Here is a 22,929-nt window from a genome sequence, read left to right as displayed (position 1 = left end):
GGCGGGTGCCTCCCCCATTCGCGGGTCAGGCCTGCAGCGTGACCTCGCGGCGCTCCGGAAGCACGATCGGGTGCGACCCGGCCATGACCTCCAGCACCCGGATGACCTGGCACGAGTAGCCGAACTCGTTGTCGTACCAGACGTAGAGGATGAGCGTGTTGCCGTGGGCGACGGTCGCGAGCCCGTCGACGATGCCCGCCCTGTGCGATCCCACGAAGTCGGTGGAGACGACGTCGGGGCTCTCGACGTAGTCGATCTGCTGGCGCAGCTTCGAGTGCAGCGAGATGCGCCGCAGGTAGTCGTTGACCTGCTCCTTCTCCACGGGGCGCTCGCAGGTCAGGTGCAGCACCGCGAGCGACACGTCGGGCGTGGGCACGCGGATGGAGCTGCCGGTGAGCTTGCCCTCCAGCTGCGGCAGCGCCTTGGCGACCGCCTTCGCGGCACCGGTCTCGGTGATGACCATGTTGAGCACGGCCGAGCGGCCGCGGCGATCGCCCTTGTGGAAGTTGTCGATGAGGTTCTGGTCGTTCGTGAACGAGTGCACGGTCTCCACGTGCCCGGCGACCACGCCGTAGGCCTCGTCGATCGCGGCGAGCACCGGGGTGATCGCATTGGTGGTGCAGGACGCCGCCGAGACAATGCGGTCCTCCGGCGTGACGTCGGCGTCGTTGATGCCGTGCACGATGTTCTTCAGCGCGCCCTTGCCCGGCGCGGTCAGCAGCACGCGCGCGACCCCGGCGGACCGCAGGTGCTGCGAGAGCCCGGCCTCGTCGCGCCAGCGGCCGGTGTTGTCGACGACGATCGCGTCGTGGATGCCGTAGGCGGTGTAGTCGATCGTGGCGGGGTCGTCGGAGTAGATCACCTGGATGCGGGTGCCGTTGGCGATGATCTGCTCGGCCTCTTCGTCGACCGTGACCGAGCCCGCGAAGCGGCCGTGCACCGAGTCGCGCAGCAGCAGCGAGGCGCGCTTGACGAGGTCGTTGTCGGAGCCCCGGCGCACGACGATGGCACGCAGGCGCAGGCCGCTGCCGCCGCCGGTGTGGGCGATGAGGATGCGCGCGAGCAGACGCCCGATGCGACCGAAGCCGTACAGCACCACGTCGGTCGGGTCGGCGGGCACGGCACCGATCGCGGGGGCCAGCGCCTCTGCCAGGTACTCGTCGAGCGGGCGGCCGCTCGCCGCGTGGCCCTCCGCGAGCCGGGCCACGTCGAGCGAGGAGGCTCCTGGTCCGAGTGCGTGGATGGCCTCGAGCACGGCGAGGGTGTCGTCGATCGAGAGTCGTTCGTGGCCGAGCTGCGCGACGCGGTCGTGCACCTCGACGAGACCGGTCGCCGACAGGCCGAGCAGCCGGTGCCCGTGCAACGACGTGACCACGTCGTGCTCCCGCTTGAGCGCTCCGACGAGCGGGGTCATCCGCTCCGCCAGCTCTTCGCTCGCCGTCCATTCGTCGCGGGGTGCCGCGGAATCGTTCATCTGCGTCCTTGCATGTGTGAGCGCGCGCCGAGGTCGCCGGCTCGCGCGAGGTTGCCGGTGGATTCGGGGGATGCCCCCAGCGTACAAGCCGGGCGAGGGCAGCGCCGAATCGGGTGTCCGGGGTCCCCGCTCGGCCGTTCTTTTCGTCTACACTGGTGGAATAATGAGCACTGCACTCTCCGGCGACGGCGCCGACCTGATCATCCGCGGCGGCCGCATCCACACCCTCGACCCGCACGACACCACCACGTCGGCCCTCGCCGTGCGCGACGGGGCGATCGTCGCCACCGGTGCCGATGCCGAGGCGCTCCCCGCCCGGAGCACGCTCGAGCTCGACGGCCGCACGGTCGTGCCCGGCCTCAACGACGCCCACCTGCACGCCGCCTGGCTCGGCGCCCGCTGGCCCCACCTCTTCTTCTCCGACACCCCGCCGGAGCAGCAGCCGTCCGGCCGCCTGGTCTCCACGGCCGGGGAGCGACGCGCCACCCTGCGACGGGCATGGCGGCTGCTCGCCGAGCTCGGGATCACCAGCTACACCGAACCCGGCATCGGCCCCGGCGAGGACGACGGCGAGACGGGATGCTTCGGCAGCGACATGCTCGACGCCTACGTGGAGCTGCACCGCGAGGGCGCGCAGACCTCCCGCGTCACGCTGCTGCGCCTGTTCGGCACGATCGACGGCGAGAGCACGCTCGACGACTTCGAGCGCGGGCTTCAGACCCCGCCGCCCTCGACCGACGCGCGCTGGCTCGCGATCCCCGGGGTCAAGATCTTCGCCGACGGCATCCCGCCGATGGCCACCGCCTGGACGGACGAGCCCTACGCCGACGGCACGACCGGACACCTGCTCACGCGCGGCGGCGGCGATCCGCTGTCAGCGTTCCAGCGCATGATCGAGCTCGCCGCCGCGCGCGGCCTGCAGATCGCGGTGCACGCCACGGGCGACCGCTCGATCGCCGAGTTCCTCGCGGTGCTGGAACGGCTCGACCCGGCACCCGCCGCGCCGGGACCGCACTACGTCGTGCACGGCGACCTCGCGACGCCCGCGCAGATCGCCCGCATGCGCGACATCGGCGCCGGGTTCGCGATCCAGCCGCTGATCGCCGCGCACACCCACTCGTGGGCCGCCGTCCAGCTCGGCGAGGCACGGGTCGCCGCGGCCTGGCCGCTCGCCGAGATGTTCGGCTCGGGCGCCCTCACCACGCTGACGAGCGACGCCCCGATCGCGACCCCGGACTGGCGCCCGAGCCTCGACGCCTCACTGCGGCTCGTGACCGCGGCGAGCGGGGTGGACGACGCCGAGCTGCGGCGACGGCTCCTGCGCGCGATGACCGTGGAGGCCGCGCGGCAGGACGGCACCGCCGACTGGAAGGGCACGCTCGAGCCGGGTCGCGTCGCCGACCTCACGGTGCTCGACGAGGATCCGCTCGAACCAGGGCGGGCGTTCACCTCCGTCACGGTGGAGCGCACGGTCGTCGACGGCCGGACGGTCTTCGCGCGCGACTGAGGCGGCAGCGCCACCGCCCGGGGCCCCGGTGCGGGATCGAAAACGTGCCGGAAACCCGCCGGGAAGGCGCGGTTTCGCGCCCGCATCCGCGCACCAGCGCCCGGGCCCCCGGTAGCGGGATCGAAAACGTGCCGGAAACCCGCCGGGAAGGCGCGGTTTCGCGCCCGCATCCCCGCACGTCACGCGACGGGCACACACGAAAACGGCGGGCGGCATGTTCACGCATGCCGCCCGCCTCTGATCCCCCTCGGACCAGTCTCAGACCACGGTTCTCACACCGCGGTGGCCACCAGCACCCGCGGGCTCCCCGGCAGGGCGATCGTGTCGCGCACCGACCAGCCGGCGTCGCTCAGCCAGCCGCGCACCTCGGACTCCGGGTACACCACGGTGCCGTCGATCACCAGGTACTCCCCCGCGTGGAGGGCGTCGAGCGCGCGCTGCTCGGCGTCGTCGTCGAGGAAGAAGTCGAGCACGGTCAGGGTCGCACCGTCGGCCGCGGCCGCCCGCAGGTTGCGGAAGATCTGCGCGTTCTCCTCCGCCGAGAAGCGGTGGATCACGTGGTTGGCGAACACGGCGTCGTACGAGCCCTCGGGCGTCGCGGTCGCGGTCTCCCCCACCTCCACGGTCGTGCGGTCGGCCACGCCCGCGGACTGCACGGCCTCGGCCAGGCCGTCCTCGAACCCTGGCGCGTACACGAAGGTCGTGTGCAGCTGCGGGTTGCGCGCCATGACCGACAGCGCGAACTCGGCCGAGAGCCCGCCGAAGTCGAGGGCGTTCGTGGCACCGGAGAGGTCGACGAGGCGTCCGAACTCCTGCGCGTGCAGGCGGTTGTACGTCATGACGCCCGCCATGAACGTGCCCCAGCGGGCGTCGTCCATCTGCAGGTCACCCGGCTGGGTGGTGTCGACGGTGTGCGCGAACTGCAGCCAGTGCGGGTAGCTGATCTCGTCGAGGAAGGTGAGGAACGGCGCGAGGTCGATCGCGGCGGCGTCGCCCGTGAGGTAGGCCGCGGCGTCGTCGGCGAGGGCGTAGCGTCCGTCGGTGCGCACGAGCAGCCCCTTGGCCGCCATCGCGTCGGCGAGCAGGCGCGCGATGCGCTCGCTCACCCCGCAGCGCTCGGCGATCGCGCTGACCGTGTCTGCGCCGTCGGCGACGGCGGCGAACAGGCCGATCCGGCTGGCCTGGAACAGCTGCTTGGCGGCCATGTAGCCGGTGGCGATGTCGAGGATCCGCGCGGCGTCCGGCGTGGAGGTGTCGGTCATGGGGTGCCTTTCGATTGTCTACGAACGTGGGAAATAAAGGTCAGGGTGCGGGCCGTCCGACGGGCCCCGGCTCAGTCCGCGAGGAAGTCGCGGACCGCCGCGCGGAACTCCGGCGTGTGCGGCGCCGTGAGGTGGTCCCCCGGCACCCGCTGCACGCGGGCGTCGGGCAGCAGTGCGGCGAGGCCGTCGATGCCCGCCGCCATCGCGTCATCGGCGCCGCCCAGCAGCAGCACCGGCTGCGCGGGCACGCCGCCCTCGGGCGCGAACGGCTCAGTGGCGAGCCCCTCGATCAGGTCGAGCAGCGCGCCGGCGCGGTTGCCGGGAAGAGTCGCCATGTGCACGATCATCGCGGTCAGTGGATCCGCGGGCGCCGCCCCTCCCCCGACGGCGGCACGGGCAGCCGGAAGGTCGACCAGCGCGAAGGGCTCCCCCGCGCTGAGCCCGCCGAGGACCAGGCGGCGCACCGCCACGCGCGGGTGACGAGCGAGGTCCCAGGCGAGCCGGGCGCCCAGCGAGTAGCCGACCAGATCGATCTCGTCCGGTCCGATCGTCTCGGCGAGCGCGTCGAGCACGGCCGAGGTCGGGACCACGCCGAGCGCCTCCGCCTCACCGTGCGCCGGGAGGTCGATCACGACGCGCGGGCGGTCGCCGAGCACCTCCGTCCACTCCGTCTCCGGCCAGTCCTGGGAGCCGCGCGAGGCGAGGCCGTGCAGGAACACCACGGGTCGAGCTGTCTGTGCGGTCATGCGGCGCCTCCCTGTGCGGACCGGCGCCCCGCGATCAGCGCAGCCGCGCCAGGAACCGGTCGATGTAGCTCTCGTAGTCGGCGATGCGGTCGCCGTCCGGATACATGAGGTTGATGACGGTCGCGCCCACCGCCGCCGAGATGAACTCGTCCGCGAGCGAGCCGTAGTCCTGCTCGCGGATCGACCCCTCGTCGCGGGCCGCCTCCATCCGCTCGATCAGCGAGCGCCGCCACGACGCCAGGTGCCCGCGATACAGCTCCGCGAGCGCCTCGTTCGCCATCGCGTACTCCCACAGCGCCAGCAGCACCCGCCCCGCGGCGATCTGCTCCCGGTCGCGCGGGATGGTCGCCTGCAGGAAGCCCCGCAGCGCATCGTCGGCCGCGACCGGCTCCTCGCCCGCCGCCTGCACGCCCTCCGACATCTGCTGCAGGATCGTCTCGAACGTCGCCGCGACGATGCTCTCCTTGCCGGGGAAGTAGTGCTTCAGAGCCCCGTTCGCGAACCCCGCCTCCGCGGCGATGCTGCGCATCGTCGCAGCCTCGAAGCCGCCCTTCAGGATGATGCTCTTGGCCACCTCGACGATGTCCCGTCGCCGCTGGTCGTGGTCGATGATCTTCGGCATGGCGTCCTTCCGGCCGGGTCCGGGTGAGTGCGAGTTCCGGCCTGGAGCTACCGTACCGCCGCATCGGGCACCTCCCGCAGAGCGAGCCACTGCGCCCGGCGCTCCCGCTGCGCGACCGGGTCGGCCACGGGCGAGGCGAGGCGCAGCCGCTCGGAGTAGGGGTGCCGCGGGGCGCGGGTGACCTGCTCGCCCTCGCCCACCTCCACCAGCTCGCCGCGGTACATCACGGCCACCCGGTGGCACACGCGCCGCACGACGCCGAGGTCGTGCGACACGAACAGGTACGCCACGCCGGTGTCGCGCTGCAGCTCGATGAACAGGTCGAGGATGGTGGCCTGCGTGGTGAGGTCGAGCGCGCTCACGGGCTCGTCGCACACGATCAGCCGCGGTCCGCGCACCAGGGCGCGGGCGATCGCGACGCGCTGCCGCTGACCGCCGGAGAACTCGCTCGGGTAGCGGTCCATGCTGGCCGAGGGCAGCCGCACCCGGTCGAGCATCTCGCGCACCTTCGCCTCGGCGGCCTTCGCGCCGAGGCCGGTCGTGAGCAGCGGCTCGGTGAGGATGTCGCCGATCGTGAGGGCGGGGTTGAGCGAACCGTACGGGTCCTGGAACACGACCTGCACGTCGTCGGCGAGCGCGCGGCGGGCACGACCGCCCAGGCGGCTGATCTCGCGTCCGTCGAAGCGGATGCTCCCCTCGGTCACAGGGGCCAGGCCGAGGATGGCCTTGCCGAGCGTGGACTTGCCCGACCCGGACTCGCCCACGAGCCCGAGGCACTCCCCCGGCGCGATGTCGAGCGAGACCCCGTGCAGCGCGCGGAACGCGGTGCGCCCGCGCCCGTACTCCACCACCAGGTCGCTCACCTCGAGCAGCGGGCGGGTCGCGGTGTCGGTCGCGGCGGTCATGCGGGCACCTCCGTACGGTGGCGGTCGAGCTCGGCGCGGCCGGCGGCGTCGTCGAGCGAGGCGGCGATCAGCTCGCGCGTGTAGGGCTCCGCGGGCGCGGCGAACAGGTCGTCGACCGGTCCGGACTCCACGATGTCGCCGCCGCGCATCACGATCACGCGGTCGCAGATGTCGGCGACGACGCCGAAGTTGTGCGTGACGATCAGCAGCGCCATGCCGTACTCGGCCTGCAGCTCGCGCAGCAGCTCGAGCACCTCGGCCTGCACGGTCACGTCGAGCGCCGTGGTGGGCTCATCGGCCACGAGCAGTGAGGGCCGCCCGGCGATCGCGCCCGCGATGAGCACGCGCTGCGCCATGCCGCCGGACACCTGATGCGGGTAGCTGCGCATGACCCGGTCGGGGTCGGTGAGACCGACCCGCACGAGCACGGCGCGCGCCCGCTCGGTCGCGGCCGCGCGGCTGAGTCCGTGCACGCGGCGCAGCGGCTCGACCAGCTGGTGCCCGATCGTGTACGAGGGGTCGAGGTTGCTCATGGGCTCCTGCGGCACGTAGCCGATCGTGCGCCCGAGCAGTGCGTGCCGCTGGGCGGGCGTCGCCGCGGTCACGTCGGTGCCGCCCACCCAGATCGCGTCGGCGGTCGCGCGGCCGGTGGAGGGCAGCAGATCGAGCACCGAGAACACCGTCTGCGACTTACCCGATCCGGACTCGCCCACGATGCCGACCACCTCGCCGGGGGCGACGTCGAGGGTGACCCCGTGGACGACCTCGGTCTCGCCGTTCGGCGTGGCGTGCACGACGCGCAGGTTCTCGACGCGCAGCGCCGACGAGGCGGCCTCGTGCTGCGCGGCCCCGGTCGGGGCGGGGGCGTCGGCGGCGGCGACCACCGCGGCGTCCTTCCGGCGGCGGGCCCGGGGCGTGCGCACCTGCACGAGCTCCGCGAGGGTCGAGCCCATGATCGCGAGCACCGCGATCGTGAGGCCGAGGGCGGCGGAGGGCCACAGCAGCATCAGCGGGTACGTGAGCATCAGGCGGAAGCCCTCGAGCATCATGGCGCCCCAGCTGGGGACGTTCGAGTCGCCGATGCCGAGGAACTGCAGTCCCGCCTGCATGCCCATCGCGATGCCGGCGGTGAGCGCGGTCTGGATGATCACGGGCGGGTACACGGCGGTGATCACGTGGCGGAAGATGATGCGCCCGTCGGAGAGCCCGGAGACGCGGGCGGCATCGATGTACGGCTCGCCGCGCACCGCGAGCGTCTGCGACCGGGCGATGCGGAAGTACCCGGGCACCATGAACACGCCGACCGTGGCCATCAGCAGCTCGAAGTTGTTGCGGCTGCCGGCGGCGACCACGAGCAGGATGATCATGCCGGGGATCGACTGCAGCGCGTCGCTGATCCAGGTGGCGACCCGGTCGAACACGCCGCCGAAGTAGCCCGCAGCGACGCCGGTGGGCACACCGATCACGAGGGCCGTGACGATCGTGATGAGCGCGCCCCAGAGGGTCGTCCGGGTGCCGTAGATGAGGCGGCTGAGGATGTCGCGGCCGGTGGAGTCTCCGCCGAGGAGGTGCTCGGGCGAGGGCGGCGCCTTGGCGGCGGCGAGGTCGACGAGGTTCGGGTCCATGGGCGCCAGCAGCGGCGCGAAGACGCCGACCAGCACGATGAGCAGGAAGATCGCGAGCGGGAGGTAGCCGCCGGGGTGGCGGAGGAAGCGCCGGAACAGGCTCGAGCGCCGCTTCTGGGCGGCGCGGTCGAATGCGACGCGGATGTCGGTCGTGGTCATGCGACGCGCACCTTCGGGTTGATCCAGCCGAGCACGAGGTCGAGCAGGAGGTTGATCACGACGACGAACACGATGGAGATGACCGTGATGCCCAGGAGCATCGGGATGTCGCCGTTCTGCGAGGACTGGTTCGTGAGCTGGCCGAGGCCGGGGAGGCTGAAGATCTGCTCCACCACGATCGCGCCGGACAGCAGTCCCACGAACATGAGGGCGATCACGGTGAGCGCGGCGGGCGAGGCGTTGCGGAGGATGTGCAGGTTGACCCGCGCGGCGGAGAGCCCGCGGCTGCGGAGCGTGCGCACCCAGTCCTGCCTGCTCTGCGCGATCACGGCGTTGCGCAGCTGCTCCGACACGGCGACGATGCCGCCGAGCGCGAGGGAGATCGCCGGCAGGGTGATCGAGCGCAGCCATCCCTCGACGGACTGCGTCGGCGGCACGTAGCCGACCGCGGGGAACCACTTCAGCTGCACGGCGAGCCACATGACCAGCACCAGGCTCACCCAGAATCCGGGGAGCGCGAACAGCACGACCGAGATGCCCTTGATGATCCGGTCGAACCAGGTGCCGGGGCGCAGCCCGGTGATCATGCCGAACGCGATGCCGATCACGGCCGTGATGAGCGTCGCGAAGGTGACCACCGAGAGCGTCACGGGGACCTTGATCGCGAGCTGGGCGCCGACGGGCTGGAAGTTGCGCCACGACTCGCCGAAGTCGAGGAGCACGGCGTGCGAGAACCAGTCCCAGAACTGCACGATCAGGGGGCGGTCGAGGCCGATCTTCTCGGCCAGGGCCTGCTGTTGCGCGGGGCTCGCGGTGGTGCCCAGCAGCGAGGCGGTCGGGTCGCTGATCGCGAGGTGCGCCAGGAAGAAGGTGCCGATCGAGACCGCGACGAGCAGCAGGATGCCGGACAGCACCCGCTTCGCCGTGAACAGGAGCATGGGGGCCTCTCGGGGTGAGGAGGGTCGGAGGGGGAAGGGTGCCGGGGCGGCCGGTGTCGGGTGGCCGCCCCGGCGGGCATCAGCCCTGGGTGATGTAGCGCAGGGTCGGGAACATCATGCCCACGACGGGCTGCAGCTGGATGCCGGGCGCCGTGTAGTAGATGTTGTTCGCCTGGTACCAGACCGACCACCACGCCTGGTCGACGAGGGCCTCGTTGAGCTCCTTGACGGCCGCGGTCTGGGCGTCGCCGCGTTCGGTCTGCACCTTCTCGACGAGCGGCGCGATGACGTCGTTCTCGGCGTAGTCGGGCTCCGGGTTGAACCACTGGACGCTCGTGACCTGGCGGGCCACCGTGGCGACGTCGTTGCCGTCCATCGCGAGGAACGAGATGAACATCGGGTAGTTCGGCGCGTTGAGCTGGTAGTCCGGCATCTGCATGTTGTCCCACGTGACGGTGATGCCGAGCTCGGTGAGCGCCTGCTCCGCCGAGGGCTTCCACATCTCGAAGATGGGCGACATGGGCATCGAGATCGCGAAGCCGTCTGGGTACCCGGCGTCGGCGAGCAGCTCCTTCGCCTTGTCCATGTTGACCGCGTAGGCGTCGTTGAGGGACGGGTCGTTGATCGGCCCTCCGTCGGGGAAGACCTGGTTGGTGGCGACACCGGCGCCGCTGCCGACCGCGGCGAGGATCGCGGCACCGTCGAACGCGTAGTTCAGGGCCTGGCGCACCTCGAGCTTGCCGAGGGGCTCGCTCTTGGCCCCCGTGTGGTCGGTGATGACCAGGCCCGCCCAGCCGGACACGCGCTGCGCGGTGTTCCAGCCCTGCTGCTCGGCCTGCTCCAGGTTGGCGACGTCGCCGTACTGCACGTTGATCTGGCCGCTGAGCATGGCGTTGTGCCGGGCGGTCGCGTCGGTGATCGGGTAGATCGCGAGCTCGGCGAAGGGGTAGGTCTTCGCGTCCCAGTGGTCCTCGGTCTTGGTGAAGTGGTACTCCGCGCCGGGGACGCTGGTGGCGCTGTCGAGCACGTAGGGACCGGAGCCGACCGGCTCGCTGCCGAGCGTTCCGGCCTCGATCGACGCGGGCGACGCGATGTAGCTGCGCCCGAGGCCCATGAAGTAGAGGATCGTGTCGTCGCGCTGCGTGAGGTTGATGCGGACGGTGTCGTCGTCGACCTTCTCGAAGCTGTCGACGTTGACGTAGGCCTCACCCGAGCGGGCGCCGGCCTTGAGGTACTCGAGGCTCGCGAGCACGGCGTCGACGTCGACCGGGGTGCCGTCGCTGAACACGGCGTCGGTGCGGAGGTCGAGGTCGATGCTCAGGTCGTCGTCGGCCACGGTCCACTCGGTGGCGAGCGACGGGATCGGGTCGCCGTCGGCGTCGAGGGCGATCAGGGCGTCGTAGACCGCGGAGAGGTACGGGCCGTCGAACCCGATGTCGGCCAGGGACGGATCCCACGACGTGATGTCGAGGAAGTTGCCGATGTTGAGCGCGTCGGGGCCTTCGGCGCCGCCGCCCTCGGAGGGCGATGGCGTTCCGCCGCCGCTGCAGCTGGTGAGCGCGAGGGTCGCGGCCACGGCTGCGGCGAGCGCGAGGGGCATTCGTTTCATGGTTCCTTCTCTCGGGTGCAGGGGTGGTGAAGAAGGTTCGAAGAGCCGCTGACCGGGAGACCGGATCGACGCCACCTCGATGTGTCGTGCTGGTTAGTCTACATGTGTGGAAAAAGAGCGCAAGCATGTTTCCCGCGGCAACGGGCACAGCTCATGACACCGGGCGCACCCGGCTTGTCTCTGCGCGCAGCATCCCGTCTCGCCACTCCCGTCACCACACCCCGTCCGCGCGCACGTCGCGGTCCACGGCGACGTCGGAGAGGGCCGCCCGCACCTCGGGGCCGTGGTCGCGGACGAGCGCGAGCGCGGCGTGGTTCTGCTCGAGCTGCTCGAGCCGTGAGGCGCCGAACAGCACGTTCGCGGTGGCGGGATTCGCGAGGCAGAAGGCGATGCCGAGCGCGGCCGGCGTCACCCCGAACTCCCCCGCCACCCGCGCGACCTCGGGGTACAGGGCCGCGATCCGCTCGCGGATGCCGCCCACGTCGGCGCCGATCTTGCGCTGCGGCGCCCGGCCCGTGGCGAGGATGCCGCCCTCGAACACGTCGGACGCCTGCAGGGTGAGGGTGCCGTCGGCGAACAGCGGCCCGTACGCGTCGCCCTCGGCCATCGACCGCCGCGCGATGCCGTACTTCAGCTGCGCGAACGCGGGGCCGGCCAGCCCGCGCGTCCGAGCCTCGGCGAGCGCGGCGCGGGTGTCGGCGATGCGCCAGTTGTTGATGCCCCACGAGCCGACGAGACCCTCGTCGATCAGGGCGTTCACGTCGGCGACGAGCCGCGGGAGGTCGGGCGCATCGAGGTAGTCGCCCACCACGAGGGTGTCGAACCGGTCGAGCCCCGCCCGCTCGAGCGACTCGACGAGCTGCGCGCGGAACCCCTGGTTCGGCCAGTCCCACAGCCACAGCTTGCCGCACAGCACGATGTCGTCGCGGTCGACACCGCTCGCCCGCAGCGCCTGCCCGAACAGGATGTCGGTCGTCGAGTTCTCGGCGTGCGGGCCCATGTTGTAGTACGCGACGTCGAAGAACCCGGCGTCGAGCTCGACCGCGCGGCGGATCAGCGCGACCGCCTCCTCCGGCGCCATGCGGTCCCACGTGTTCCAGGAGCCGAGGGCGAGGGGCGGCACCGGGGCACCGCCCGTCTGCAGCGGACGGCGGGGGTGGGTCGATTCGGGCATGACGCTCCTTCGCGTGCTTCGTCTCGTCACTGCGCTCCTCGCTCAGCAACCGGGGTTGTGTTTTTCTATGGTTGTAGAATATAACGGACTCATCCCGTCAGAGCACCGTCAGTGAGGACGAACATGACCGCATCCCCGCGCCGCATCCTGATCACCGGAGGGGCGTCCGGCCTCGGCCGCGGCATCGCCACCGCCTTCCGCTCCGCGGGCGACGAGGTGTTCCTCGGCGACGTGAACGCCGACGCCGCCGCCGCGGTCGCGGCCGAGATCGGCGCCACCGCCCTCCCCCTCGACATCGCCGACGAGGTCTCCGTCCTGGCCGCAGCCGACCGCGTCACGGCCGCCGGCGGGCTCGACGTGCTCGTGAACAACGCCGGGGTCGTCGCGGGCGGCGGCACGCTGCAGGAGGTCCCGGTCGACGCGGTCGATGCGGCCCTGCGCGTCAACGTGCGCGGCACGTTCCTCATGCTCCGCGTGTTCGGCGCACTGCTCGCGGCGGCCGGACGCGGCAGCATCGTCAACATCTCGTCCATCGGCGCCCGACAGCCCACCCCGGGCCTCGGGCACTACGAGGCCACCAAGGCCGCGGTCGACGCCCTCACCCGCACCGCCGCGATCGAGCTCGCCACCGCGGGCGTGCGCGTGAACGCGGTCGCCCCCGGCCCGGTGCTCACCCCGCTCACCGCCGACTTCGCCTCGAACCCCGACGCCCGCGCGGCCTGGGAGTCGCGCATCCCGCTCGGCACGATCGCCGAGGTCGACCAGGTCACGCCGCTCGTGCTGTTCCTCGCGAGCGACGCCGCCGGCCACATCACCGGCGTCTCGGTGCCGGTCGACGGCGGCCAGCTCCTGGTCTGACCCGTCCGCCCGCATCCGTCACGGGATCGGATCCGCACCCCGCCCCTCGCGGAGCGTTCCCGATCCCCCACCCGTCCCGCGACAGGAGAACCGCATGACCCTCCCCGCCCCGACCCTCCCGACCACGACCCGCGCCGCCGTGCTCACCGCGCACGGCGAGCCGCTCACCCTGCAGGACCTCCCGCTGCCGACCGAGATCGAGCCGGGCGCCGCCCTCGTGCGCATCGCCTGCACGACCCTGTGCGGCACCGACATCGAGATCTGGGAGGGCCGGATGACCTTCCCCGGCATGCTCCCGATGGTGCTCGGCCACGAGATGGTCGGCGAGATCGTGGCCACCGGACCCGACACGCGCGACGCCCTCGGCCGCCCGCTCTCCCCCGGCGACCGCATCGGCTGGTCGGAGTCCACGTGCGGCGAGTGCCACGGCTGCGTCGTGCTGCGCGAACCCGTCGCCTGCTCGCGCCGCGGCTACGGCTTCCTGCAGCGGTCCGACGTACCGCCGTACGCCACCGCCGGGCTGTCGGAGTACGCCTACGTCACCCCCGGCGCCGCGAAGCTGCTGCTGCCCGCGGCGGTGAAGGACACCTGGGCGTCGATGGCGGGCTGCGCGGCCAAGACCGTGCTGCGCGCGTTCGAGCGCGCCGGCCGCATCCGCCCCGGCTCCCGCGTCGTGGTGCAGGGGTCGGGCGCGCTCGGCATCTTCGCCACCGCCGTCGCCACCATCGCGGGCGCCGGGCAGGTCATCACGGTCGGCGCCCCCGCCGCCCGGCTGGAGCTCGCCGCCCGCTTCGGCGCCGACGCCGTGGTCGACTTCCGCGACGGGCCCGTCGTCGACCAGGTCATGGAGCTCACGGGCGGCCACGGTGCCGACCACGTGTTCGACTTCGCGGGCGCCCCGAGCGTGGGTCCCGACGCGGTGGGCATGGCGGCGCAGCGCGGCACCATCGCGATCGTCGGCTCCACCGGCCCCGCGGGCGACGGCTTCCCCCTCAGCACGATCATGGGCAAGGAGCTCACGGTCGTCGGCTCGCTCAACGGCGACATCTCCGACTACGCCCGCGCCATCGACTTCTTCACCGCGTTCGCCGACCGCTTCCCCTGGGACGACCTGTTCAGCGCCCCGGTCGGTCTCGCCGAGGCCTCCGCCAAGATCGCCCACATGCACCACCTCGATGAGGTCAAGGCCGTCATCGACCCGAGCCTCTGAGGAGCACCATGACCACCCCTCTCCCCCGCCGCGAGATCGGCCGCAGCAGCCTGCACGCCTCCCTGTTCTCGCTCGGCTCGTGGCACACCTACGACCGCATGGACTTCGCCGACGCCGTCGAGCTGCTGCGCCAGGCGACCGACCGCGGCGTGAATCTCTTCGACGTCGGCGTCTACTCTGCGCCCGGCGCCCCTCCGGTGTTCACCGACGTGATCTTCTCGGCCATGGTGCGCGCGGCGGGTCTGCGCCGCGACGAGTGGCTGCTGTCGTCGAAGCTGTGGCTGGAGGCCTTCGGCGACGACGGCTTCCGCCCGCAGCTCGAGAACGCCCTGATGCGGGTGGGCGTGGAGCACGCCGACCTCGTGATCCTGGGCGACCTGCGCCGCGACGACCTCGACCTGCGCGACCTCGTGCTCGACCTCGCCCGCCTCGCCGATGCGGGACTCATCCGCGCGTGGGGCGTGAACAACTGGTCGGCGTCGTCCATCCAGCGCCTGCTCGACCTCGCCGCGGCGGAGGGCGTGCCCGGGCCGCAGATCGCGCAGCTGAAGTACAGCGTGGCACGGCGCTCGATCCCCGACGGCGAGCCGTTCGCGCGGCTCTGGGAGCAGGGCCTCACGCTGCAGGCCTCCGACTGCCTGGAGGGCGGCGTGCTCGCGGGGAACGTGAAGGGCGACCGCCAGATCGGCCGCGACCCCGGCGACATCCGGGAGCGGATCATCGCCGACGTGCCGGCGTTCACGGCGCTCGCGGAGTCGCTCGACACGACCCCGGCCCAGCTCGGCATCGCGTTCACGCTCACGCACCCCGCCCTCACGACCACCCTGTTCGGCGCCTCCCGCGTGGCACAGCTGCACGCGAACCTCGACGCCGCCGACCTCGTCGACCGCATCGGCGCCGACGAGCTGCGCCGCCTGGTCGAACCCTTCTGGGCCGACCGCGGCGTGGTCGACCCCGAAGGCCCCTGACACCGTCCGCGGACCCCCACACACCCGCCCCGCACCACGCCGCCCCCGCCCCACGCCGCCCCCGCCCCACTGAGGAGAGACATGACCGCCACCGCCGCCGGACACCCCACCGTCCCGCCCGTCCCGTTCGACCCCGAGGTGCAGGCCGTGCTGGACGAGATCGCGAAGAACCCGCAGCCTCCCCTCACCCGCGAAACGCTGCCGCGCGAGGGCGTCGACCGGATGTTCCCCGACAACGACACCGTCATCGCGGGCCGCCCGATCGTGTGGGAGGACCGCGTGATCCCCGGCCCCGCGGGCGCACCCGACATCGAGATCACGGTGTTCCGCCCCGCGGATTCCGCGACCGAGGTGCTGCCCGGGTTCGTGAACATCCACGGCGGCGGCATGATCGTCGGCCACCGCTCGTGGGAGACCGCGCGCGTGGTCGACATCGTCGCGGAGCACCGCGTGGTCGCCGTGAACGTGGAGTACCGGCTCGCCCCGGAAGACCCGTACCCCGCCGGTGTGGAGGACTGCTACGCGGCGTTCGTCTGGACGCACGAGCACGCCGCCGAGCTCGGCATCGACCCGGAGCGCCTCGTCGTCGGCGGCGGCAGCGCCGGGGGCGGGCTCACGGCCGCGGTCGCCCTGCTGGCGCGCGACCGGAAGGGCCCGGTCATGGCGGGGCAGCTGCTGCTGTGCCCCATGATCGACAACACCAACACCTCGGTCGCCAGCTTCCAGTACGACGGCATCGGCACGTGGCAGCGCGACATGAACCTGCTGGCGTGGTCGTGCGTGCTCGGCGACGACCTCGCGTTCAGCGACGAGGCCCCCGCCTACGCGGCCCCGAGCCGCGCGACCGATCTGTCCGGTCTTCCCCCCGCGTACATCGAGGTGGGCGAGGCGGAGACCTTCCGCGACGAGGACACCGCGTATGCGCTCGGCATCTGGGCCACGGGCGGCCAGGCCGAGCTGCACGTGTGGGGCGGCGGCGCGCACGGCTTCGACATGTACATGCCGGAGGCGGAGATCACCCGGGCCGCCCTCGCCGCACGGTCGTCGTGGCTGCGCCGGATCTGGCGGGCCGCCCGATGACCGCGCCCGCTCCCGTGCCGTACGACCCCGAGCTGGTCGCCGGGCTCGACGCGTTCGTGCAGCTCGTGGAGGGCATCCCGCTGCGCGCCGACACCATCCACGCCAACCGCGACCACTTCGCCACGATCATCCCGCCCATCGCGGTGCAGGCCGAGGGCAGGGCGGTGACGTGGGAGGACCGCGTGATCCCCGGCCCCGCCGGCGCGCCCGACCTGGAGGTCACGATCGTGCGGCCGTCCGCCCCCGCGACCGGACCGGCGCCCGCCGTCCTGTCGATCCACGGCGGTGGCATGGTGCTCGGCACCCGCTTCTTCGGCACCGCCGAGCTGATCGACCTGGCCGACCGGCACGGCGTCGTCGGCGTCGCGGTGGAGTACCGCCTCGCGCCGGAGCATCCGGGTCCCGCGCAGGCGGAGGACTGCTACGCGGCGCTGGAGTGGATGGCCGCGCACGCCGACGACCTCGGCATCGACCCCGACCGCATCATCGCGTCGGGGCAGAGCGCGGGCGGCGGGCTGTCCGCCGCGGTGGCCCTGCTCTCCCGCGACCGCGGCGGACCGCGGCTGGCCGGGCAGCTGCTCGGCTGCCCGATGCTGGACGACCGCAACGAGACGCCGTCCGCCCGGCAGTACGACGGCTTCGGCGCCTGGGACCGCAACAACAACGACACCGCGTGGGACGCCATCGCCGGAGACGACCGCTTCACCGACCGGGTCTCGCCGTACACGGCCCCCGCACGCGCCACCGACCTGTCCGGACTCGCCCCCGCGTTCATCGAGGTCGGGGCTGCCGAGACCTTCCGCGACGAGGCCGTGGACTACGCGCTGCGCATCTGGGCGACCGGCGGTCAGGCCGAGCTGCACGTGTGGGCCGGCGGGTACCACGGCTTCTCCGGGTTCTCGCCGGAGGCCGAGGTGTCGCTGGCGGCGGTCGCGGCGCGGGAGAGCTGGCTGCGCCGCGTGCTGCGCCCGGGCGGATGAGCATCCCGGCGCGCCCGGAGCCCGCCCGCATGGGCACGCTCCGGGCGATGCTCGTGCTCGGGATGCTGGAGGCGTTCGGGCCGCTGTCGATGGACCTGTACCTGCCGCAGCTGCCGCAGCTCGCGGCGTCGCTCGGCACGACCGAGGCGCTCGCGCAGGTCACGATGTCGGCGTGCATGATCGGCCTGGGTCTCGGGCAGCTCATCGCCGGTCCCCTCAGCGACCGGCTGGGCCGGAAGCGTCCGCTCCTCGTCGGCGTGGCCGCGTTCGCGGCGCTGTCCGCCGTGTGCGCGGTCGCCCCGAGCATCGAGCTGCTGCTGGTGGCGCGGTTCCTGCAGGGTCTCGCCGGATCGGCGGGCATCGTCATCTGCCTCGCGGTCGCGCGCGATCAGTTCGAGGGCGTGGAGCTGTCGCGCATGCTGTCGCTGCTGTTCCTGGTCTCGGGCACGGCCCCGATCATCGCCCCCGTGGTGGGCGGCCAGCTCGCACGGGTCATGGACTGGCGCGGCATCTTCGGCGTGCTCGCGGCGGTCGGGGTCGTGCTGCTGCTCGTGGTCGTGTTCGCCCTGCCCGAGACGCTGCACCCCGACGACCGGCACGGCGGCGGCCTGCGCACGCTCGGCGGTCACGCGGGCGCCGTGCTGCACGACCGCCTGTTCGCCGCGGTGCTGTGCGCCTCGGCGGGCGGCGGGGTGGCGTTCTTCACCTACCTGTCGATGTCGTCGTTCGTGCTGCAGGACGAGTTCGGGCTGAGCCCGCAGGCGTTCAGCCTGGCGTTCGCGGCCGGGGCGCTCGCGAGCATCGTGGGCAGCCAGACGAGCCGGCTGGTGGTGCGACGGTGGGGCCCGCTCCGCGTGTACCTGGGCGGCAGCACCGCGACGCTGCTGGCGACCGCGACCTTCCTGGTGCTGGCCGTCGCCGGGACCGGGGTGACCGGGGTGATCGCGGCCCTGGTCGGCTTCATGCTGTGCTCCGGCGTCGGCGGCCCGAACGGGCAGACCCTCGCGCTCGCGCACCACGGTTCGCGCGCGGGCACCGCATCGGCCCTGCTCGGCATGTCCACCTTCCTGTTCGGGCCCGTGCTGGCCCCGGTCGCGGCGGGCGTCGGCGGCACGAACGCCATGACCATGGCCGTGACCATGACCCTCGCGGCCGCCGTCGCCGCGGTCGCCGCGTGGGCGTTCGTGCGTCCGGCCGCGCGCACCTGAGCCGCCCGGTCGGGTCGCCCGGGTCCCGCCCGCCCCGCGGTCAGAAGCCGAGGCACATGACGGCGACGCCCGCGGCCATCGCCCACGACTCCGTGGCGAGCAGACGCCCGGTGCGACCGTGGTGCTGCGGAGGCACGAACCACGCCGCCGCCACGGTCCACAGCACGACCGCGGCGACCCCGATCATCACGAGCGCCGAGAGCACGCCCCCGAGGCCGTGCCCGCCGTGGCCGGTCGGCGTGACGGCGCGCTCGACCGAGGAGACCACGACGGATCCGTCGAACGCGCACACCGCCATCACGAGCGACACCAGCGCCCGGTGACAGCAGGTGGCGGCGGCCGCGGTGCCGCGCACGCCCATGGTGCCGAGCATTGCGGAGACCAGGAGCACCGCGCCGAGCGCGAGCCGCGTCAGGGCGTCGACCCCGGGGATCGCGAGCACGAGCATCCCGGCGGCCATCACCAGCGCCGACTGCCTCCCCTGCCACGGCACCGCCCGCCACGCCGCCACGCACGCGACGGCGGAGACGAGCGCGGCCGCGGCCATCAGCCACGGTGCTGCGGGGACGAGGGGTTCCACGGTCGCAGTATATTGATCGAGCGCTCAATATCGCTAGACCCGACCGTCTACGAGAGGATGGGCACGTGCCCCGCATCGTCGACCACGATGAGCGCCGCCGGCAGATCGCCGAGGCGCTGCTCGCCGTCGCCGCCCGCGACGGCCACGAGAGCGTGTCCTCCCGCGCGGTCGCGAAGGAGCTCGGGGTGGCCACCGGTTCGCTGTGGCACTACTTCGACGGGTTCGACGACGTCGTCCGCGCGGCCGCCGCCGAGGTCACCCGCCGCACCGACCAGCGCATCGCCGAGGCCACCGCGGGGCTGCGCGGCCTCGCGCGCCTCGACGCCCTGATGCGCGAGGTGCTGCCGGTCGACGAGCGCACCCGCACCGAGGCGCACGTCGTGGTGGGGTTCTGGGGGCGCCTGGCCACGCTCGCCCCCGCGCCCGATGCGGCCTCCCCGACCCTCGCGACCTGGCAGGACAGCATCCGCGAGGCCCTGCAGGAGGCGGTCGACGACGGAGAGCTGCGGCCGCAGACGCCCACCGCGGCGGTCATGGCGCTGCTGCGCTCCATCACGTACGGCCAGCAGATCGTCGAGGTGACCGAGCCGCAGCCCGCCGCGGCCCACCTCGCAGTGCTCGACGGCATCCTCGCCCCCTGGCGCGCCTGACCCGCGAGCCGGCGCTTGTGCACGCGCGTCCGCGCGGCCTATCATCGTGCCATCCCGTTTCTTGAGCGTTTGCTCGAAAATAGTGAGGTCGACGATGTCCCACCACGCCCCGCAGCCCGTCTCCGTCGAGAAGATCGCGGTTCCGCACCCGCTCGACCCGCTCACCGGTGCCGAGATCGCCGCCGCCCGCGCGGTGCTGGAGGCGGCCGGACTGATGACCGAGACCACCCGCGTGCCGATGCTGCTGCCCGACGAGGCCACCAAGGAGGAGCTCGCGGCGTGGAGCCCCGGCTCCCCCATCGATCGCCGCGCCGACGTGACGCTGCTCGACACCGCCACGGGCGTCGCCACCGAGGTGATCGTGTCGATCACGCGCGGGGAGATCGTGCGCAGCGAGCGCGTGCCCAACGACGCCCCGCCGTACGGTCAGCCGCAGTACCTGTTCGAGGAGTACGAGCGGGCCGAGGCCATCGCGAAGGCGTCGCCCGAGTGGCGGGCCGCCATGGAGCGACGGGGCCTCGCGGAGCACATCGACCTCGCGTTCTGCTCCCCCCTCGCCCCCGGCTACACGGGTCGCGCCGACGAGGTGGGCCGCCGGGTCATCCGCTCGCTCACCTTCCTCAAGTACGACGAGAACGACTCGCCGTGGGCACACCCGGTCGAGGGTCTGATCGTGCACATCGACCTCACCGCGAACAGCGTGATCCGCGTGGAGGACGAGGGGGATGTGCCGGTGCCCGCCGGTCACGGCAACTACTACCCCGAGGTGCAGGGCGAGGCGCGCACGACGCTCATGCCCATCGAGATCACCCAGCCGCAGGGCACGAGCTTCCACGTGTCCGGCTCGCTCGTCGAGTGGGAGGGCTGGTCGATGCGCGTCGGCTTCAACGCCCGCGAGGGCCTCGTGCTGCACGATGTCTCGTTCCAGGGGCGCTCCGTGCTGCATCGCGCGAGCGTGCCCGAGATGGTGGTGCCCTACGGCGACACGGCCCCCGGGCGATTCTGGATCAGCTACTTCGACGCGGGCGAGTACCTGCTCGGCAAGAACGCCAACCACCTGGAACTGGGGTGCGACTGCCTCGGCGTGATCCGCTACCTCGACGGCTACGTCGCCGACGACCACGGCCACCCGGTGCGCATCCCGAACGTGATCTGCATGCACGAGGAGGACTTCGGGATCCTGTGGAAGCACACCGATCTCGCGGGCCGATCCGACGTGCGGCGCTCCCGGCGCTTCGTGGTGTCGTACTTCTCCACGATCGGCAACTACGACTACGGCTTCTACTGGAACTTCGGACTGGACGGCTCGATCGAGGTGGTCGCCAAGGCCACGGGCATCGTGTTCGCGGGCGCCGGGGAGCCGGGCGTGCGGCAGAAGCACGCCACCGAGCTCGCGCCAGGGGTGTTCGCCCCCGTGCACCAGCACCTCTTCTGCGCCCGGCTCGACGTGGCGATCGACGGCTCCGACAACCGGCTCGTCGAGGTCGACGCGCAGCGGGTGCCGATGGGACCGGAGAACCCCTTCGGCAACGCGTTCTCCTGGTCGGAGACGGTGCTGGAGACCGAGCACGCCGCACAGCGCGAGGCCGACACCTCGGTCGCCCGGGTGTGGGAGGTGCAGAGCGCCTCGCGCACGAACCACGTCGGCCGACCCACTGCCTACCACCTGGTGCCGGAGCCGACCGCACTGCTGATGGCCGACCCCGCCTCGTCGGTGGCGGCGCGGGCGACGTTCGCGACCAAGCACCTGTGGGCGACGCGCTACGAGCACGGGCAGATCTGGCCGGCCGGCCGCTACCCCAACGCGCACCAGGGCGGCTCCGGCCTCCCCGAGTACAGCGCGGGCGACCGTCGCATCGACGGCGAAGATCTGGTGCTGTGGCACACGTTCGGCCTCACGCACTTCCCCCGCCCGGAGGACTGGCCGATCATGCCCGTCGACTATGCGGGCTTCTGGTTCAAGCCCTACGGCTTCCTCGACCAGAACCCGGCGATGGACGTGCCCGAGTCGTCGCAGGCCCACGGCGGCGCCGCGGCCTCGTCGTGCTGCGGCGGCGGGGCCGACTGCACCTGCGGCCACTGACGAGCCGCGTCCTCCGCCCGCATCCGTCGCGGGCGGGGGTCAGGCGAGGGCGGAGATCGCGTCGCGGAGGATGCCGTCGGCACCGGCGAGCGCGGTCGCGGCGGTCTCGGCGGGAGCAGCCGTGGCGAGCATGAGCAAGGCGAGCTTGACCGAGCCCTGCGCCTGCTGCAGTGCCGAGGCGGCCTCGTCGACGCCGACCCCCGACAGCTGCGACACGGTGCGGATCGACCGCGCGTGCAGCTTCTCGTTGGTGGCGAGCAGGTCGACCATGACGCCGCGGTACGTCTTGCCGAGCTTGATCATGGAGAGCGTGGTGAGCATGTTGACCACGAGCTTCTGCGCCGTGCCCGACTTCAGGCGCGTGGAGCCGGAGATGAACTCGGGCCCGGTCACGACCTCGATCGGGATGTCGGCCACCGCGCCGATCGCCGAGTTCGCGTTCGACGCGATCGCCACGGTCAGCGCGCCGACGCTGCGGGCGTACTCGAGCCCACCGACGACGTACGGCGTGCGACCGGACGCGGAGATGCCGACCACCGTGTCGCGCTCGGTGAGGTCGAGCGCGCGCAGCGAGTCACCGGCGGCCTCCTCGTCGTCTTCGGCGTTCTCGACGGCGGAGCGGATCGCGGTCTCGCCGCCCGCGATCAGGCCGACCACCATGGAGGGGTCGGTGCCGAAGGTGGGCGGGCATTCGCTGGCGTCGAGCACGCCGATGCGCCCGGCCGTCCCCGCGCCGATGTAGATCAGGCGTCCCCCGCGGCGGAACCGCTCCGTGATGCCGTCGACCGCGGCGGCGATCTCGGCCGTCCGCTCGGCGACGGCCTCGGGCACCCGGCGGTCCTCGGCGTTCATGCGGCGCACGAGCTCGGTCGTCTCGAGCAGGTCGAGGTCGCCGCGCTCGGTCGTCGACGCCTCGGTGTCGAGCGTCTCCAGGACGGAGAGGAGGGCGGCGAGGCGGGAGTCGTCATTCGGCACGGTGCACGAACCTTTCGTGAGGGAGGTCGACGCGGCGGGTCAGCAGCAGCGCGCCGGCCAGGGCATCGCCCCGCGCCGGGACGACACGACGGCCGGCCGCACGCAGGGAGGAGCTCAGGGTGTCGCGGAACCAGGCGTGATCGGCGAGCCCGCCGTGCACGGCCACGTCGGTCGTGACGGCGGAGGCGGCGACCGCGCTGGTGGTGAGCAGGCGCACGGCCTCGGTCGCGATCGCGGCGGCGACGTCGTCTCCGGCTTCGGCGGCGTCGAGCACGAGCGGGGCGAGGGTCGCCAGGCGCCGGGCGAGCGCACCGTC

General features: G+C 72.6%; 20 protein-coding genes and 1 pseudogene. 9 read left to right on the top strand and 12 right to left on the bottom strand.

Annotated elements, in window-relative coordinates; translation table 11 throughout:
- Positions 1-25: 25 nt before the first annotated feature.
- Entirely contained in the window at positions 26-1,474 is a 1,449-nt protein-coding gene (locus DW297_RS02520; protein ID WP_136029047.1) for a glyceraldehyde-3-phosphate dehydrogenase, read from the bottom strand.
- 163 nt (positions 1,475-1,637) lie between these two features.
- Here DW297_RS02520 and DW297_RS02515 point away from each other — a divergent pair, with 163 nt between their 5' ends.
- On the top strand, positions 1,638-2,981 hold the full coding sequence (locus DW297_RS02515; RefSeq protein WP_136029045.1) for an amidohydrolase: 1,344 nt from the start codon (positions 1,638-1,640) through the stop codon (positions 2,979-2,981).
- Between the two features lie 272 nt (positions 2,982-3,253).
- On the opposite strand, the gene DW297_RS02510 is transcribed toward DW297_RS02515, so the two are convergent.
- The 8 genes from DW297_RS02510 to DW297_RS02475 all read right to left on the bottom strand — a co-directional run bounded on the left by DW297_RS02510 (position 3,254) and on the right by DW297_RS02475 (position 12,021).
- Entirely contained in the window at positions 3,254-4,243 is a 990-nt protein-coding gene (locus tag DW297_RS02510; protein WP_136029043.1) for a methyltransferase family protein, read from the bottom strand.
- Positions 4,244-4,314: 71 nt separating this feature from the next.
- Positions 4,315-4,989, bottom strand: a complete 675-nt coding sequence (locus tag DW297_RS02505) for an alpha/beta fold hydrolase (RefSeq protein WP_136029041.1) — start codon at positions 4,987-4,989, stop codon at positions 4,315-4,317.
- Positions 4,990-5,023: 34 nt separating this feature from the next.
- Complete coding sequence (locus tag DW297_RS02500) at positions 5,024-5,611, bottom strand: TetR/AcrR family transcriptional regulator (RefSeq protein WP_136029039.1); 588 nt, start codon at positions 5,609-5,611, stop codon at positions 5,024-5,026.
- 47 nt (positions 5,612-5,658) lie between these two features.
- Positions 5,659-6,516: an ATP-binding cassette domain-containing protein gene (locus tag DW297_RS02495; protein ID WP_136029037.1), complete on the bottom strand. Its 858-nt coding sequence runs from the start codon at positions 6,514-6,516 to the stop codon at positions 5,659-5,661.
- The gene (locus DW297_RS02490) at positions 6,513-8,300 is read right to left on the bottom strand and encodes a dipeptide/oligopeptide/nickel ABC transporter permease/ATP-binding protein (RefSeq protein WP_136029035.1); all 1,788 of its coding nucleotides are present in this window, start codon (positions 8,298-8,300) and stop codon (positions 6,513-6,515) included. Before DW297_RS02490 ends, DW297_RS02495 begins: the two co-directional genes overlap by 4 nt.
- Positions 8,297-9,238, bottom strand: coding sequence for an ABC transporter permease (locus DW297_RS02485; protein ID WP_136029033.1), 942 nt, complete (start codon positions 9,236-9,238; stop codon positions 8,297-8,299). Before DW297_RS02485 ends, DW297_RS02490 begins: the two co-directional genes overlap by 4 nt.
- A gap of 79 nt (positions 9,239-9,317) precedes the next feature.
- Complete coding sequence (locus DW297_RS02480; RefSeq protein ID WP_206251570.1) at positions 9,318-10,847, bottom strand: ABC transporter substrate-binding protein; 1,530 nt, start codon at positions 10,845-10,847, stop codon at positions 9,318-9,320.
- Positions 10,848-11,058: 211 nt separating this feature from the next.
- Positions 11,059-12,021 (bottom strand): aldo/keto reductase, encoded by a 963-nt coding sequence (locus DW297_RS02475; RefSeq protein WP_136029031.1) that lies wholly within the window; start codon positions 12,019-12,021, stop codon positions 11,059-11,061.
- A gap of 123 nt (positions 12,022-12,144) precedes the next feature.
- Here DW297_RS02475 and DW297_RS02470 point away from each other — a divergent pair, with 123 nt between their 5' ends.
- From DW297_RS02470 to DW297_RS02445, 6 genes are all read left to right on the top strand, one after another.
- Positions 12,145-12,879, top strand: a complete 735-nt coding sequence (locus DW297_RS02470) for an SDR family NAD(P)-dependent oxidoreductase (RefSeq protein ID WP_136029029.1) — start codon at positions 12,145-12,147, stop codon at positions 12,877-12,879.
- A gap of 94 nt (positions 12,880-12,973) precedes the next feature.
- Complete coding sequence (locus DW297_RS02465) at positions 12,974-14,089, top strand: zinc-binding dehydrogenase (RefSeq protein ID WP_136029027.1); 1,116 nt, start codon at positions 12,974-12,976, stop codon at positions 14,087-14,089.
- 8 nt (positions 14,090-14,097) lie between these two features.
- Positions 14,098-15,057: an aldo/keto reductase gene (locus DW297_RS02460; RefSeq protein WP_136029025.1), complete on the top strand. Its 960-nt coding sequence runs from the start codon at positions 14,098-14,100 to the stop codon at positions 15,055-15,057.
- A gap of 81 nt (positions 15,058-15,138) precedes the next feature.
- A complete protein-coding gene (locus DW297_RS02455; protein ID WP_136029023.1) occupies positions 15,139-16,137 on the top strand; it encodes an alpha/beta hydrolase in 999 nt (332 codons plus the stop codon).
- Positions 16,134-17,117, top strand: a complete 984-nt coding sequence (locus DW297_RS02450) for an alpha/beta hydrolase (RefSeq protein WP_136029021.1) — start codon at positions 16,134-16,136, stop codon at positions 17,115-17,117. Before DW297_RS02455 ends, DW297_RS02450 begins: the two co-directional genes overlap by 4 nt.
- Positions 17,114-18,325, top strand: coding sequence for a multidrug effflux MFS transporter (locus DW297_RS02445; protein ID WP_240744494.1), 1,212 nt, complete (start codon positions 17,114-17,116; stop codon positions 18,323-18,325). The genes DW297_RS02450 and DW297_RS02445 overlap by 4 nt, the downstream gene beginning before the upstream one ends.
- A gap of 40 nt (positions 18,326-18,365) precedes the next feature.
- Here the strand turns inward: DW297_RS02445 and DW297_RS02440 are convergent, their stop codons facing one another.
- The gene (locus tag DW297_RS02440; RefSeq protein WP_136029019.1) at positions 18,366-18,905 is read right to left on the bottom strand and encodes a hypothetical protein; all 540 of its coding nucleotides are present in this window, start codon (positions 18,903-18,905) and stop codon (positions 18,366-18,368) included.
- Positions 18,906-18,970: 65 nt separating this feature from the next.
- Between DW297_RS02440 and DW297_RS02435 the strand changes: the two genes are divergently transcribed.
- Positions 18,971-19,555, top strand: coding sequence for a TetR/AcrR family transcriptional regulator (locus tag DW297_RS02435; RefSeq protein WP_136029017.1), 585 nt, complete (start codon positions 18,971-18,973; stop codon positions 19,553-19,555).
- A 94-nt stretch (positions 19,556-19,649) separates the two neighbouring features.
- Complete coding sequence (locus DW297_RS02430; protein WP_205828207.1) at positions 19,650-21,638, top strand: primary-amine oxidase; 1,989 nt, start codon at positions 19,650-19,652, stop codon at positions 21,636-21,638.
- Between the two features lie 39 nt (positions 21,639-21,677).
- On the opposite strand, the gene murQ is transcribed toward DW297_RS02430, so the two are convergent.
- Together murQ and DW297_RS18720 are read right to left on the bottom strand one after the other, a co-directional pair.
- Positions 21,678-22,613, bottom strand: coding sequence for an N-acetylmuramic acid 6-phosphate etherase (murQ, locus tag DW297_RS02425; protein WP_136029015.1), 936 nt, complete (start codon positions 22,611-22,613; stop codon positions 21,678-21,680).
- Positions 22,603-22,929: pseudogene (locus DW297_RS18720) on the bottom strand (ATPase); the annotation flags it as partial. The pseudogene DW297_RS18720 and the gene murQ, both read right to left, overlap by 11 nt.

Origin of the sequence: Microbacterium sp. PF5, from assembly GCF_004794315.1 — a bacterium.
GTDB classification, from domain to species: Bacteria; Actinomycetota; Actinomycetes; order Actinomycetales; family Microbacteriaceae; genus Microbacterium; species Microbacterium sufflavum.
Note: the sequence above shows the minus strand (reverse complement) of the source record. Positions and strands in the feature narration are given on the sequence as shown.